Source organism: Paenibacillus sp. B2(2019) (assembly GCF_008370385.1).
Taxonomy (GTDB): domain Bacteria; phylum Bacillota; class Bacilli; order Paenibacillales; family Paenibacillaceae; genus Paenibacillus_AQ.
This window is the reverse complement of record NZ_VTZR01000024.1, coordinates 199,819-216,138: the sequence shown is the minus strand read 5'-3', so window position 1 is coordinate 216,138 and position 16,320 is coordinate 199,819. Positions and strand designations below refer to the sequence as shown.

Annotated in this window: 11 protein-coding genes; all 11 read right to left on the bottom strand. The window is 42.2% G+C overall.

The window, feature by feature from the left end; all coding sequences use genetic code 11:
- Positions 1 to 146: 146 nt before the first annotated feature.
- A complete protein-coding gene (metG, locus tag PAENI_RS22200; protein WP_149646734.1) occupies positions 147 to 2,159 on the bottom strand; it encodes a methionine--tRNA ligase in 2,013 nt (670 codons plus the stop codon).
- A gap of 350 nt (positions 2,160 to 2,509) precedes the next feature.
- Positions 2,510 to 2,773 carry a membrane protein insertion efficiency factor YidD gene (gene yidD / locus PAENI_RS22195; protein ID WP_042190501.1) on the bottom strand — a complete coding sequence of 88 codons (264 nt, stop codon included), beginning with the start codon at positions 2,771 to 2,773 and terminating at the stop codon, positions 2,510 to 2,512.
- Positions 2,774 to 2,775: 2 nt separating this feature from the next.
- The gene (locus PAENI_RS22190; RefSeq protein ID WP_042190503.1) at positions 2,776 to 3,237 is read right to left on the bottom strand and encodes a Fur family transcriptional regulator; all 462 of its coding nucleotides are present in this window, start codon (positions 3,235 to 3,237) and stop codon (positions 2,776 to 2,778) included.
- Positions 3,238 to 3,460: 223 nt separating this feature from the next.
- Positions 3,461 to 5,713 carry a copper amine oxidase N-terminal domain-containing protein gene (locus tag PAENI_RS22185; RefSeq protein WP_149646733.1) on the bottom strand — a complete coding sequence of 751 codons (2,253 nt, stop codon included), beginning with the start codon at positions 5,711 to 5,713 and terminating at the stop codon, positions 3,461 to 3,463.
- 877 nt (positions 5,714 to 6,590) lie between these two features.
- Positions 6,591 to 7,376: a response regulator transcription factor gene (locus tag PAENI_RS22180; protein WP_076284462.1), complete on the bottom strand. Its 786-nt coding sequence runs from the start codon at positions 7,374 to 7,376 to the stop codon at positions 6,591 to 6,593.
- Entirely contained in the window at positions 7,351 to 9,207 is a 1,857-nt protein-coding gene (locus PAENI_RS22175) for a cache domain-containing sensor histidine kinase (protein ID WP_076284461.1), read from the bottom strand. Before PAENI_RS22175 ends, PAENI_RS22180 begins: the two co-directional genes overlap by 26 nt.
- A gap of 29 nt (positions 9,208 to 9,236) precedes the next feature.
- Positions 9,237 to 10,067, bottom strand: coding sequence for a carbohydrate ABC transporter permease (locus PAENI_RS22170; RefSeq protein WP_042129876.1), 831 nt, complete (start codon positions 10,065 to 10,067; stop codon positions 9,237 to 9,239).
- Positions 10,067 to 10,951: a carbohydrate ABC transporter permease gene (locus PAENI_RS22165; RefSeq protein WP_042190519.1), complete on the bottom strand. Its 885-nt coding sequence runs from the start codon at positions 10,949 to 10,951 to the stop codon at positions 10,067 to 10,069. The genes PAENI_RS22170 and PAENI_RS22165 overlap by 1 nt, the downstream gene beginning before the upstream one ends.
- 127 nt (positions 10,952 to 11,078) lie before the next feature.
- Positions 11,079 to 12,488: an extracellular solute-binding protein gene (locus tag PAENI_RS22160; protein ID WP_094873719.1), complete on the bottom strand. Its 1,410-nt coding sequence runs from the start codon at positions 12,486 to 12,488 to the stop codon at positions 11,079 to 11,081.
- Positions 12,489 to 12,910: 422 nt separating this feature from the next.
- Positions 12,911 to 13,648 (bottom strand): pyruvate formate-lyase-activating protein, encoded by a 738-nt coding sequence (gene pflA, locus PAENI_RS22155; protein ID WP_042190523.1) that lies wholly within the window; start codon positions 13,646 to 13,648, stop codon positions 12,911 to 12,913.
- A 215-nt stretch (positions 13,649 to 13,863) separates the two neighbouring features.
- On the bottom strand, positions 13,864 to 16,125 hold the full coding sequence (gene pflB, locus PAENI_RS22150; RefSeq protein ID WP_149646732.1) for a formate C-acetyltransferase: 2,262 nt from the start codon (positions 16,123 to 16,125) through the stop codon (positions 13,864 to 13,866).
- Positions 16,126 to 16,320: the final 195 nt, after the last annotated feature.

Sequence of the window (16,320 nt, the reverse complement as noted above, 5' to 3'; positions counted from 1 at the left end):
AGTCAACAATAAATCCTAATAAGATGATTCTGAATTTTATCCCTGCTTATACGTTGAAAAAAGGAATGTTCCCACAGCCTAGCTGGCTGAAGGAGCATTCCCTTTCTTATATAACAATTACATATATAGATTCTACATAACGAATCTTACTTCACAATAGCTCCATTTGGCATGCTGTCTGGAACTGTGGCGATGGTTAACTGATCACCTTTAGAAGCCGCTAAAATCATCCCTTGGGACAATTCTCCGCGCAGTTTCACTGGCTTCAGGTTCACAATACAAATCACTTTTTGGCCTACCAGCTCTTCCGGTGTGTAAAACTTCGCGATACCAGAAACGACTTGACGCTGCTCATAACCTAGATCCAGCTGCAGCTTCAGCAGCTTGTCGGCTTTCTTCACAGGCTCAGCTGCAATGACCTGAGCTACCCGAAGCTCAGCCTTGGCGAAATCGTCGATGCCGATCTCTTCTTTATGCTCTTCCTCAGGCTCGGATACCGCAGGAGCAGCAGGCGCTGCTTCGGTCGCTTCAGCAGCCGGTTTACCAGCGCCCATGGCTTCGGCGATATAAGCTACCTCTTGCTCCACATCCAGGCGTGGGAAGATTGGGTTGCCTTTCACCAGCTTTGTTCCTGCCGGAATCAGACCAAAGGTCTTGCCGCTGTCCCATGTCGTTAATTCACCAACTTCGATGCCAAGCTGTTCCCAAATCTTCGCTGGGGTTTGCGTCAAGAACGGCTGCAGTAGAATGGAAGCGGTGCGAAGACCTTCCACAAGATGTCTCATTACGGAAGCCAACTCAGCTGTTCTGCTCTCATCCTTAGCAAGCACCCAAGGCTGTGTCTCATCAATATATTTATTGGTGCGGCTGATAAAGATCCCGATCGCTGTTAGCGCTACGGAGAACTCCATTTTTTCCATCGCTTCTTCTACTTTGGCATAAGTATTCTCTGCCGCAGCTTGAAGCTCACCATCAAATGCTGTTACATTTCCTTCATACGCTGGAAGCTCTCCACCGAAATACTTCTCTACCATCGCACCTGTCCGGTTCAACAGGTTACCAAGGTCATTAGCAAGATCATAGTTAACCCGATCTACAAAGCTTTCCGGTGTGAATGTACCATCCGAACCAAACGGTACTTCCCGTAGCAGGTAATAACGAAGTGCATCCAGGCCGTAACGATCAATTAATGTAACTGGATCTACTACGTTCCCTTTGGATTTTGACATTTTGCCATCCTTCATGAGCAGCCAACCATGAGCAAATACCTTTTTCGGAAGAGGCTCACCCAGCGCCATTAGAATGATTGGCCAGTAAATCGTATGGAAACGGACGATTTCTTTGCCGACAATATGCACATCAGCAGGCCAGAAATTATCGTACAGACTTCGATCCTCGGAACCGTAACCCAAAGCAGTAATGTAATTTGTCAATGCATCGATCCATACGTACACTACATGCTTTTCATCGCCTTTAACCTTAACACCCCAATCGAAAGTCGTACGGGAAACCGCAAGATCCTCCAGACCAGGCTTGATAAAGTTGTTGATCATTTCGTTTTTACGGGATTCCGGCAAAATAAACTCCGGATTCTCCTCATAAAATTGCAGCAATCGATCTGCATATTTACTCATCCGGAAGAAATAACTCGCTTCCTTCACCAGTTCAACCGGATGACCGCTATCAGGGCTTTTTGCACCAATGATTACGCCATTGTCATCTCGAACGATATCAACCAATTGTGTTTCTGTATAGAAGGTTTCATCCGGAATACTGTACCAGCCTTCATATTCGCCTTTATAGATGTCACCTTGTTTGAGCAGTCGATCAAAAATATCCTGAACAACCTTTTTATGACGCTCTTCCGTTGTACGGATGAAGTCATCATTGGAGATGTCTAGCTTGCGCCATAATTCCTTAATGCCAACAACGATGTCATCTACGAACTGCTGAGGGGTTTTACCTGCTTCCTCTGCCTTCCGTTCAATCTTTTGACCATGCTCGTCTGTACCTGTAAGATACCTTACATCATAGCCGCGTAGACGTTTGTAGCGGGCCATTGCATCTCCAGCTACGGTAGAATAAGCATGTCCGATATGCAGCTTATCACTCGGATAGTAGATAGGTGTAGTTAAGTAAAAAGTTTTCTTTTCGCTCATTGATTAATCATCCTTTCTTTCATAAAAAGACAAAAAACTCCCGCCCCTATAATGGGGCGAGAGTATAACTCACGCGATACCACCCAAATTTCCTGTCTCTTCACAGAGATCAGGCTTCGCCAGTTCCCTCTCGGGAACTGTCCATTAACGCTGGAACACGCCGTTATCTTACGTGAACCTCAATTGCAGTTCCCGCTCGAACACAGTTCCTCCCGGACCATATTCAATCTAACGCTCCATACCGGCTTTCAGCTCGTTCCGGCTCTCTGTAATGGACGTACCAATTTACTTATCCGTTCCTCGGAATTCATACTATTACCTGTGAATATACCCAATGGTAAGGGCTTATGTCAAGTCGCACGAGCAGAATCCTTCTTCGTGGGGTGTTCCTCAAGAGGCGGAACCGGATCAAGTCCCCCTGGATTGAAGGGATGGCATCTAGCAATCCGCTTGGCAGCAAGCCATGAACCTTTAAGTGGACCATGGACTTCAATAGCTTCTAGTGCATAGGCAGAGCAGGTTGGATAGAAGCGACAAGTGGCAGGCTTAATCGGGGAAATGTACTTGCGGTACACCCGAATGGGAGCCTGAATCGTTCTACGAAGGGTAGCCATCCTTAGACCCCTTTTTTGCGATTAGCTGCTGCGACTAGTTCTTCTTCCCGGTTCTCTTCACATTCCTTGCAATAACCGAACACCTCAAATTTATGCTTGACTACCCGGAATTGATCAGGTGTATCCGTTAAATTCATCGGGCAGAAATTAATCGGGTAGGTTTTCTCGCATTGAAGGCAGATCATATGATGATGGTGATCCTGATGATTACAGCTTCCCTTGAATTTCACGCCATCTTCAAAGACGATTTGTTCAAGTACACCAAGCTCTTCCATTACACGCAGATTGCGGTACACGGTATCAAAGCTAAGTCCGCTATACTTGCGGCCCATATGCTCATAGACATCCTTCGCTGACAAATAACCCTTATTCTCGCCGAATAACTTGGCAAGCGTTTTGCGTTGGTCGGTGATTCGCAGACCTTGCCCCGACATGACCTCTAATATTTGTTCTGTCGACAGCATACGCTCATCTCCCATAACATTTCAGTTCATTTATATTTCACTCTCTTAATAATGCCCCAAAATAAATGCCCCGTCAATGAAACAACCACGCGTACGAGCGCTCATCAGAGTAAAATCATACATTTAAATACAAAAAGTCCAGCTGAGTATTCCTTTGCGGAATATTCAGCCGGACTTTTATTTCAGGTGAATCCCAAATAACTTAAAGGATGGACCTATTTTGTTATTTCTTCGCTGGCAGCGGTGTAACCAGGAAATTCACCGGCAAGTTACTACCAGAAGCTGCTGTGAACAAAATCTCCACGGAGCCGCCATAATCACCAGTACGATAAATCACACTGTTCATGTCAGCACTAGAGAGACTTCCTGAATTCGGCATTTGTACGATTTGACCATTAACCATGACTGGTCCCATGTAATTACCGCCACGTGGATTAAACGTAATCAATGAATTAGGTGCAACACGGTCGAATTTGATTTTGTATAACACACCAAAATTACCTGCATTGGATGCTTCAGTACCATTCATTGGGTCTACACCGGTCAAATTCAAATCACTCGAATTGTCACCGAGAAGAAGTCTCGCAGGAGTTGTTCCTACTTCGTCGGTAACCGTGATGATGCGTGTAGAATCAGCATAAGTTCCTCGGTTATGCACCCCATCACGATCCAATATTGGAAGTGTAGGAAGTGTAGTTAGAGGATCTTTATTCGCTTCGATCATCATGACATTATATTCAATAGGATAATCGCTAAATAAATCCGCTTGGAGGGATACAATCTCGCCTGGTTTCATTGCAATTTTGTTTAGGTCCGTAAGAATCGATACGCTTTCTCCTGGTTGAAGGACCGTTGTCTTATAATGTTCCCTAGTAATCATAGACTTCCAGTAACGTTCCACAGACATTTTACCAGTGCCTTCTGGAAATGAACTTGGACCGCCAAAGCCTACATACTCTGTTGTAATTGTCGTAGGGTACAGATTGTTATTCTTAGCAATCACATACACCTTCGTTTTAATATTCATATTATTCTTGTGGTGGACCAAGAAGCGAGTTCCGCCGAATGATGTTTCTTTATACGTGATCCCTTCCGTATTCACTGTTTCTGGACTATTACTGCGGATAAGGGTATAAGGCTCAGAAGAAAGATTATAAGCTACCTTCTGCCAAGTTGGAACCATCGATCCGTCGATGTTAAATACGCTACCCGGAGCACCGAATAATCTATAGAAATCTTCTTTACTGTACAAGATTTCATCTGAAATATTAATGGTCTTCTCAAAAGTGCTGATTGCGCCATGTGAATCTTTTACTTGAATAGCGACTGTTGCTGGACCTGGTGTAAAGAAAGCTTCTGCTTTGTTCGTCCAAGTCACTTCAATTGGATCACCGTCTGGGTCGCTGCTTAGATCCGAATAAGTGATCATTTCACCCATCTTGTAAGAATCTTTGTCTGTCGTGAAATTAGCGACTGGCGGTGTATTTGGTTTTAGTACGTTGATGGTCACAGAGTAAGGATCACTCCACTGTCCATTCGCATCCATAACGGAATAGGATACTACATAAAATCCTGGTGTATCATAGATATCTTGCTTATTTCCTTCCCAGCGTTCATCGACAATGGCCGTACCATTCGGTGAAGAGCTGGAAGTTACAAAATTCACAGGATCACCAGCATAAATTTCAGTTGGCACTGTAAAAGAAGCTTTTGGCTTCGTGTTCAGCGTAAGAATTACTCGTTTTTGCACATTATCAACGGTATAAGGTATGCCTAATGCCCCGGTGATGGACGTCAAAGGAACCATGAATGTACCATTAGTTTGGTAAGCTGGACCTTTCATCGTCACATTTTTACCATTAACGGAATAGATCTTACTGTCCGTTTTAAAGCGCATTACGTCGCTTCCTTTGGTAACAATGGTCTCTTTCGTTTTATAATCGTAAATGTATTTCACACCTACGCGTTCTACCATAGCTCGGATCGAAACGTATGAGACGCCATTCTTCACAGCCATTGGCTGATTAGCCAAATACTCAACGCCGTTTTGGTACATTTTGTTGCTGTTCATCATAAGTACAAGCTGATTACTAGCTGCAGCACGAACACCATCCGTTGGTGTAGGTTGTGTAGTGGTTTCAGGTGTTGCACTTGGGAGTGGTGTAGCAGTTGGTGCAGTTGTTGCTGTAGGTTCGGATGTTGTTGTCGGTTCAGTTGTTGTCGTCGGTTCAGCTGTTGCCCCAGGGATTGGAGTTGGAGTTGGTGTAGGTGATACGACTCCCCCTGGTACCTCAGTTGGCATTGGCGGCAATGGGTCAGTAGCTTCTGGCATTACATCCGTCGCAGATGTGGCAGCTGCTCCTACTGCATTGGTATTACCTGAGGTACTATTGACAGATTCAGCAAAAGCCGGCACTGCCGAGGCGGCCTGAGATATGGCCAAAACAGCAACTAACGTTAATTTCTTCAAATCCATGATATGACTCCTCTGCTCCTATTTGTAAATATAAGTAGGCCTCTGTCTTTTTCATACTCCTCTTATATTCCCCGCAAAAACGCAACCGCCCTCATCAGAGCGGAAGAATTGCTTTTTGCCACGTTCGTTATAACAAAACATAGTATTAGACGCATTCTGCCGCAAAAAGTTTCATTTTAAAGTAAAGAAAGATTAACTCAGTATTAAAACAAGCAAAACAACCTTTCAGCCACTACCCGAAAAATATGAGATTCCACAGCTTTACTATCACAAGTATCCCCGGCCAATATTGCAACTATAAATACCCATTCAATTGGATCTACTCCAAAGAACGAAAGCAGTGTTTCTTGTAATAGTCCAAGCTGTCTCCATTGAGAATAGATACTTAAGGCTCGCTATCCCAACCCAGGCACTGCCTAGAATCCCTTTCTGGTAATTGATATGGCGTATAGGGAACATATTATATTTCTATAAAAAAAGAATGATTATCCTTAATAACTAAGGATAATCATCTCTACTGTTTAAAATCATTTAATTAATTACAGCCGTAGGTTGAATTACTATGTACTTATATCACAGTCGCAGGCTGGTCGATAATCCATGCATTCCCCAAGGAGTCCCCACAACCGCAGGAGTGGGACGACCCCATATCCACAACGAAGTGTGGTGAAGGAGAAGGAGCGGAGAGGAAGTTTGGAACTGTAGGAGCGGAGCGTTCGCCTAAAAGCTTTCCTTGGAAAGCTACCTCGGAAGCATATGCTATCATTGGATTTCAACCGCGAGCAGCGGTTTCCAATCAAGAAATCCAATGATAACAGCGACCGGAAGTCCAAACATTCCTTGCAGTGACGCTAAACATCACCATACGCCGCCGACCTCATAACACTTCGGCCCGGCACCGGTCACGATACTCCTTAGGAGACATCCCCGTCTGCTTCTGAAATACCTTCGTGAAATAACGTCGTTCCTGATAACCGACTCCGGAACCAATCACCGTAATGCTCTTATCGCTGTTAGTAAGCATAAACTTGGCAGCTTCAATTCGCTGTTGTGTTACGTATTCCACGAAAGTCATTGCAAAACGGTTCTTAAACAAGAGGCAGAAGTAACTGCCACTGATACCGATCTTATTCGCCACTTCCTCAATCCCGATATCTGAATGAAGATGTTCAGTGATGTATTGAGCAGCCAAGTTCATTAGCTGATCCGGCGTTTTTTTGCCATTGTCAACTTCAGGAATCTCTTGAAACAAAGGGATGCTATTATACAGTTTATTCTTAAACTGTTTACTACGGATATTAGCTCCGATCTCACGTACCTTATTGCCAAGCTCCTCATAATGTATCGGCTTACAAATGTATTCTTTTACCCCAAGCCGGATCGCTTCCCGTGCATAGTCAAATTCCTGATACCCGGTAAGAAGCAGTACCTCACTATCCAATCCCAATTCCCGCAGCTTTCCTACAAAAGTTAACCCGTCCATCACTGGCATACGAATGTCACTCAACACAAGATCGGGTTGCTCCTCTTCAGCAATGCGCAAGGCGTCCATACCGCTTCGCGCCATACCGACGACCTCCATTCCCATCTCCTGCCATGGCAACACTCTCTTCAGATTATTCAGAATTGGGGCTTCGTCATCTACCAATAATACTTTTAGCATAATGATCTTCCCCCTGCTCGTATTTAGGTATGACACATTGAATAATAGTACCATATCCTGGACTGGAACAAATAAATATTCCATATCTGTCACCGTATTCAATGCGGATGCGATCCGCTACACTGCGAATGCCAAGGCCTCTACGTTCAAGATTCATCCGATTTTCCCGTTCAACTTCAACCTCTTGCTCCACAGGATCATTCACAATATATTGGAAAATAGACAACTGAGATGGTGTAATTCCAATACCGTTATCTTCAATTCGTAAAATTAAGTCCCCTTGCTTCTCCCAAACTTTCACAGAAACTTGACCTTTGTAATCAATACCCTCAAATCCATGTTGAATGCTATTCTCTACAAGCGGTTGCAAAGTAAGCTTTAAAATGCCGCAACTCATCAATTCTTGTGGGATATCAATATCGTATTCAAATAAATCCTCAAATCTAAATTTTTGAATATCCAAATAATTGCGCAGATGTTTAATCTCTTCATCCAGTGTAATTTCTTCTCGATCCTGAATGCTAATACGTAAAATACTTGCCAGTCGGTAGACCATCTCACTGACTTTTTTACCTTCATTCTGTATAGCCAGAACATTAATCGACTCTAACGTATTGAATAAAAAATGCGGTTTAATCTGAGCCTGTAGAACACGCATCTCGGCTTGATTCTTGCGACGCTGTTCCAAATGGATTCTGTTAAACAATCGGTTAATTTTATCCATAAGATCATTAAAGCCCTTACCAAGAAGCGTTAACTCATCATTCCCCTTCACTTCTACACGCGAAGTTAGATCTCCATCCTCAACACGTCGCATAAAACGAACAATTACGGCTATTGCACCAGTAATGCGATTCATAAAGAATAGATTGAAGATCACCGCTGCCAAAAAGCAAAGGAAGATAACCCCAACAAACCAGCGTGCAAATACTGTAACTTCTCGAGATAAAGAGTCCCATGAGGTTACAGACACTAGACTCCAAGGATAATCTTTTAAATGATACATGGAGAGAATACTTTTCTCCCCGTTATACTCTGTTTTAAAACTCTGAAACCCTTTTTTGAAGGTAATCTCTTTATTCGCGAATGACTGAATATCCTGCCCATCCAGCTTTTGATCTGGGTCAAATAGAATCATTCCGTCATCATTTACTAGCATAAACGAAACATCCTGATTACTATCCCCAATTTTTAAATTGCGAAATATCGATTCGAGCTCCCAATTTTTGATCTGTACAACAAGGATACCTATGTTCTGAAAGAAGCTCAGTTCCTTCACGAGTCGAATTTGTGTAAACACAGGTTCAGTTCCTGTAAGTTCGGGATACTCATGAGGAGCCAGCCATTTTGGCACGCCATTCAAATCCATTACTTCCTGGTACAAATCACTTTTCTTGAAAGTATCATAGGGTAGCGTTCGGAAATTTTCCTTATTAAAAAGCGACACGATTTCAGAGTTACCTCTACCGTTAAAATTGTATAAAAAAGCATAGCTAATCGATGGATGGTTAAACAACAGACTACGGAAATTGCGCTGGCTTGCATTCAAATTGAGTTGCTCAGCATCAGTCAAATCTTGATTAGAAGGATCTTCTGCGCTAAGTGCCATATGAAAAACCGAGGTAGCAATTCCGTTGTCTGTAACGTTATCCATATCTTTTAACACATTTGAAATACTGTAACTAATTGCTTTGAGTGAGTATTCCGACTGTTGACTGTACTTCTTCTCAATAGAGTTATAAGTCACGAAAAACATAAGCATGCCTAGAATAAATAAGGGAATGATTATCAGGCCCAAAAATGCCGTAAATAATTTATAGCGCAAATTCATCGGCTAGTGCTCCTGACTGAGAAAAAAAGTTATCCTTTTACGCCACCCGCAGTTACGCCTTCAATAATTTTTTCCTGTAAAATCGCATAAATCACAATTACTGGCAGAACGCTGAAGACGATACCCGCTGACATTTGTGCATAGTTCATCTGATATTGATCACGGAATTGAACCATACCCACTGGGAGCGTACGTAGTTCATCATTTGATAGGAAGTAGTTTGCCAGCAAGAATTCGTTCCAATTGCCCAGGAAATTAACAATGAATACAGTAACCATGGCAGGTACGGTTAGAGGTACAATAATTTTAGCAAAGATACCTGGTGCCTTCAACCCATCCATGACCGCTGCCTCTTCAATTTCTCTAGGCAACGAGCGCATAAATGCAGCCAATATAATTATCGTAAACGGAATTGCATTCGCGATATAAGGGATAATCAATGCCCAGTGCGTATTCAGAATTCCCATCTTACGTACAATCGTATAAATAGGAAGCATCAATGCGTTGTTTGGAATGAGCATTCCCACCATAACTAAGGTGAACAAAATCGTATTCCATTTGCCTTGGCGCATCCGAGTAACTGCAAAAGCAAACATAGACGCTAGAATGATAGATACTACAGAAGCCAATATGGAAATGTACAAACTGTTAAAAAAGTAGGTGCTGATCTTGGCATTTACCCAAGCTTCAACGTAGTTATTGAAGACGAACTCCTTTGGAATCCCAAAAGGGTTAAGTGCTATTGCATTGTTATCCTTTTTCACAGAGGAGAATAACACGAACAGGAAAGGAAATAGAATAACTAGTAGATAGGACAATAGTGCGACGTGTGGCAGACTTTTTTTCAGGGCGCGTGGCATCAGTATTCAATCCTTTCTGTGCGTCGGGCTATCAGCAGCTGATAAATAGCTGTAACCACCAATGTAAATACAAAGATCAGGACTGCAATGGCATTACCGTACCCGTACTTAAAGTTAGTGATAGCATATTTAATCATGTAAGTTGCCATTACATCGGTTGAACCAGCAGGTCCACCCTTAGTCATTACAATGACGATATCCGCCGCTTTCATTGCTCCAGCAATGGACAACATGATTACAACAGAAATGATCGGAACAATTAAAGGAAGCGTGATACGTGTAGCACGTTGGAATCCAGTTGCGCCATCAATGGCAGCTGCTTCATCCAATTCACCTGGTATCGACAGAATAGCTGCAAGTACCATTACAATGTAGAATCCGGTCCATTGCCAAGCATTCGTGATCAGGATCGATAACATTGCGAATCTTTCATCCGACAGCCAGTAAAGTGGATCAATACCAACTAAGCCTAGAACCTTATTTAAAAGTCCAATGTTGGGCTCATAAATGAAGCCCCATAGAATACCGATAACTGCTGTAGACATAATAGAAGGCATGAAGACCGCTGTCTTATACAAGCCTTTTAGCTTCTTTACATTCGATATCAATAACGAGAAGAATATGATTAACGGCACCTGTACAAAACAGGAGAAAAGAATAAAGAAACCGTTATTTTTGACAGATATCCAGAATCGTTCGTCTCCTAATGCCTTCTCAAAATTACTGATTCCGGCAGACTTGACTGTGTCAGATACCCCATTCCAGCTAGTAAAGCTGTAATAGATTGAACTAAAGATGGGATAGATGAAGAACATCGTGAACAAGATCAGTGCTGGAAGAATAAAAAGAAAAAATACCAATGGATTTCTTAGTGCTTTATTCATGACTACCTCCGGTTGCTTTGACATCTGGCGAACAATGAATGTTTTAGATCTTTGCAAACACATAATTTCTTTGAGTTTAAAAATGTACCCTGGTTCTGGCACCAGGGTACATTCAATTTGCAGCTACTTATTCAACTGCTGCGTTTGCTTCTTCTTGTACCTTCTGTAAAGCTTCGCCCATTTTCTCTGGAGTTGTCTGACCACCAATTAGCTTTTGAATTTGAATGTTACTGATTTCTGTAGTTACATCAGCTTGAACAAGTGAGTCAAATGCTGGGAACGAAGATTGTGAGTTATTAAGTACACCTACGATTTCGCTCATCAGATCATCCGTAATATTTTCATTCAGCACGTTTTGATCAATTTTCATTGCTGGCAGTACGCCATCTTCAACAAGACCACGTAATTGCATTTCTTCGTTAAACAAGTTTTTGATGAAAGATTTCACAGCAGCCAATTGACGTGGATCTTTCTCAGCAGAAGCAGAGAAACCGTAGCCATTGTTTACATCGCGCATCAATGCAGTTTGGTCGCCTACGCCACCATCAACTGGAGGAATATTGAAGAATCCAACTTTACCGATCAAACCTTCGCCAGATTGTCCTTCTTTAAATACGGAAGATTTCCAAGTACCATCATACAAGAGGATTGCTTCACTACTAGTGAATTGTGTTGTATATTCAGCATACTCGAAACCAAGTTCGCCTTTTTTGAAGTATCCTTTGTCAACCCATTCTTTGTACTTCGCAAAACCTTTTACAACGTTTGGATCAGTCCATTTAGCTTCGCCTGTTGCAAACTTAGCAGTTACATCTGGACCTGCATAACGTGACCACAAGTGGTTAGCTAGCATAAGTGGTACCCAACCAGCCTTAGATGCACCAGCCAAAGGTACTTTGCCGTCAGCCTTGATGTCAGCCAATTGTTGTTCCAATTCAGCAAATGTTGTTGGAGCTTTCCAACCCTTGCTATTGTAGTATTCTTTGTTGTAGAAGAAGCCTTCACCAGATCCACCGATAGGCAATCCGTAAATTTTTCCTTCATAAGTGAAAGGATCAAGATTTGAGAATTTATCCTTAATTCCAAGTTCCTCTAGGATTGGAGTCAGATCGAGTAATTTACCTTCTTTAGCATAGATCTTAGAGTCAGGGCTTCCGAAAAGATCGAAGATCTCTGGTGGATTACCTGCAGCCATTTCACCACGTAATTTTTCTTTACGGTTTACATCTGAATCTACTCCATCAAGCTTAAAGGTCAGACCCGGTACATCGCCTTCTACCTTTTTCACTACTTCTTGCAGAATAGCTAAACGTTTCTGTTTGTCGGCACCGATTTGAGTGTGACGAATCGTCATTTCGAACGGCTCGCTACTAACCGGTTCTTCTGTTGCTGGAGCATTTGTAGCATCCGCTGAATTCGTCGCGGTAGCGTTTCCATCTCCTTTGTTAGAAGATGCATTGTTGTTGCTTCCGCAACCTGCCAGTAAAGCTGATGATACAAAAATCAGGGACAATAGCAAAGTCATACCTTTTTTCATTTCTTGTGACCCCCCATATAATGTTGTGCTTTACACTTCTTATTATAGAAAACAGATTCCATTCTCGTAAGGTTAAGATTCATCCACTATAGGGATAAAAATCTCTAATGAAAGCGGAATCAACTACACAATATGTAATATAATATAACTTTATTTCAGTAATAATTACGATTAAAAGCTTTATTGCGTGATTTAACCATACATATGCTTTGAAAATAATCATAAAAACTCAATGCAATGATACAATATATATCATAACGTATTTCCAACTCGTTAATTAACAGCTGTAAATATATCATTTTTTTAAAGCGAAAATACATAATTATCCCTTTAAATGACATCAGACGTCCCTCATAACAAAAAAAGCCGTTCCTTCAGCAGTAAATCACTGAAGGAACGGCTCCACTTAATGTAGGTATAAATTATACCAACGCTGTCTGCTTACGACCTTCTTCGACTAAGCGGTACGCCCGCTGAACTTCTTCATCCGTAGGGGATGGCACTCCATCCAATTCATAAGCCTTGCCGAGCATTTCCCATTTATAGATACCCATTTGATGATAAGGTAAGATTTCAAATTTCTCAACGCCATTTAAGGTTCCAATATAACGACCTAGATTGATAAGGTCCTCTTCACGGTCATGAATGCCTGGAACATATACATGTCTAATCCACATCTTACGGTTATGATCTGACAGCCAACGTGCAAGCTTCAAGGTCCGATCATTAGATTTACCAGTTAACTTAATGTGTGCTTCTTCATCAATATGCTTCAAATCGAGCATCACCAAGTCTGTAACATCCAATAAATCATTAATCTTGTCACCTTCGTTATAACCATTACTATCTAATGTGGTGTGCAGATTCCAACGCTTCTTAACTTCCGTAAATAACTGTTTTACAAATTGCGCCTGCAAAGTTGGTTCTCCGCCGGATACAGTTAACCCACCACCGGATGAACGATAGTAGTTTAAATATGGCTCGATCTCCGAAAGCACTTCTTCTAGAGTCATTTCCTTACCTTCATCTAAAGCCCAAGTATCAGGGTTATGGCAATACTGGCATTTCAGCAAGCACCCTTGCATAAATAAGACAAATCGAATACCAGGTCCGTCAACGGTTCCAAAGGTTTCCAAGGAGTGTATGCGACCTTTAATCATAGGATGTCATCCTTTCTCCAGGACTGACTAACAGTCCATCTTTCACGAAGAAGAATCCCTGCCCTTAAGACTGTGTTCTCCTTAATCGCGACCGTAAAATTTAAAATTTTAATGATTCTTGAACAAGATATTACCGCCCTTGAAACAAGAGCGGTAATTCCTTGCAAATATTTTAGTGCATATCTCAATGAAAGATCTTTATAAATATAAACAAATTACATTGAACCGTGGAAAGTACGGTTAATTACGTCCATTTGTTGTTCGCGAGTCAACTTGATGAAGTTAACTGCATAACCGGATACGCGGATAGTCAATTGTGGATAGTTCTCTGGGTGATCCATAGCGTCCATCAGCTGTTCACGGTTAAATACGTTAACGTTCAAATGCTGAGCGTTATTATGGAAGTATCCGTCCATCATGTGTACCAGGTTAGACTTACAGGATTCATCGTCTTTACCTAGTGCCTTAGGTACGATAGAGAACGTATTGGAGATACCATCTTGTGCATCGGAGTAAGGCAGTTTGGCTACAGAGTTCAGTGAAGCCAGAGCACCTTTCTTGTCGCGTCCGTGCATTGGGTTAGCACCTGGTGCGAATGGTTCGCCTTTTTTACGTCCGTCAGGTGTTGTACCTGTCTTCTTACCGTACACTACATTCGAAGTAATGGTCAATACCGATTGAGTCGGTACAGCATCACGATATGTTTTGTTTTTACGGATCATTGTCATGAAGGTTTCAACCAATTCTACTGCGATGCTGTCTACAGCATCGTCATTGTTACCGTAGCAAGGGAATTCGCCTTCGGTTTCGAAGTCAATAGCAATACCTTGTTCGTTACGAATTGGTTTAACTTTCGCGTATTTAATAGCACTCAGGGAGTCAGCTGCAACGGACAGACCAGCGATACCGCAAGCCATTGTACGCAGAATGTCGCGATCATGCAGTGCCATTTCGATACGTTCGTAAGAATATTTGTCATGCATATAGTGAATGATGTTCAAAGTGTTAACATAAGTCTTAGCCAACCACTCCATCATCGGTTTGAAGCGTTTCATTACTTCGTCATAATCTAGATATTCAGAAGTGATAGCTGGGAATTCCGGTCCAACTTGTGCTCCGGATTTTTCGTCTTTACCACCATTAATAGCATACAGCAAAGCTTTTGCCAGGTTGGCACGAGCGCCGAAGAACTGCATTTGTTTACCGATACGCATTGGAGATACGCAGCATGCAATCGCATAATCTTCACCCCAGTATGGACGCATTAGATCGTCATTTTCATACTGAATTGCACTAGTTTCGATAGAAACCTTAGCACAATATTTTTTGAAGCCTTCAGGCAATCTTTCGGACCAAAGTACAGTTAAGTTTGGTTCCGGAGCTGGACCCAAGTTGTACAGGGTGTTCAGGAAACGGAAGCTGTTCTTGGTAACACGAGTGGTTCCATCTTCAGCCATACCACCGATGGATTCAGTTACCCACGTAGGGTCGCCAGAGAACAAGTCATTATAGTCAGGTGTACGCAAGAATTTCACGATACGCAGTTTCATTACGAAATGATCGACAATTTCTTGGACTTGTTCTTCAGTCAAAGTGCCTTCTTCAATATCGCGTTCTGCATAGATGTCTAGGAAGGAAGAAACACGTCCCAGGGACATCGCTGCACCATTTTGTTCTTTAACTGCTGCCAGATATCCAAAGTATACCCATTGAGTAGCTTCTTTGAAGTTCATCGCTGGTTTGGAAATATCCATGCCGTGAGCAGCTGCCATTTCTTTCAATTCGCCCAGTGCACGAATTTGCTCGGACAGCTCTTCACGTAAACGAATTACTTCTTCTGTCATGGAGTCAACTTCAAGCTCAGCTAGTTGTTGCTTTTTGTCTTTAATCAAGAAATCAATACCGTACAGAGCAATGCGGCGGTAGTCGCCGATAATACGTCCACGGCCGTAAGCATCAGGAAGACCTGTGATAACGCCGGATTTACGTACTGCTCTCATGTCTGGTGTATATGCATCAAATACGCCTTGGTTATGCGTTTTGCGAATGTTCGTGAACATGTCAACGATGTTTTGTGGAAGCTCGAAGCCATAAGCCTTCGTAGCATCAACCATCATCTTGATCCCGCCGAACGGCTGGATGGAACGTCTGAAAGGAGCGTCAGTCTGCACGCCTACAATTTGTTCCTTGTCCTTGTCAATGTAGCCTGGAGCATGTGAAGTGATTGTGGAGACAGTATCTAGGGAAACATCCCATACGCCGCCTCTTTCTCTTTCTTCCTTGCTCAGTTGGGAAATAATCTTCCATAGTTCAGTTGTGTTACTAGTAGGACCTACGAGGAACTCTTCGTTACCTTCATAAGGCTTAATGTTACTAGCGATAAAGTTGTTAACGTCAACTTTCTTGGACCATTTACCTTTTGTAAAACTTCTCCAACCGGATTTCACTTCATTTACTTCTTTTTCAATCACCGACATGCTAAATCCCTCCATCTATATTTATTATATTTGTAGAGATCGCGGGCTTGAAGGTTGATCCCGTGTCTCGTGATCCCCAAAAAGATGTGGTTGTTCCAAATTTCACAATCAACATTTCATATGTGGGACCGTTGTTTATATAAACATTCTAGTTTATTTTCTATAAAAACACTGTGACAAATATCACCTTTCGAG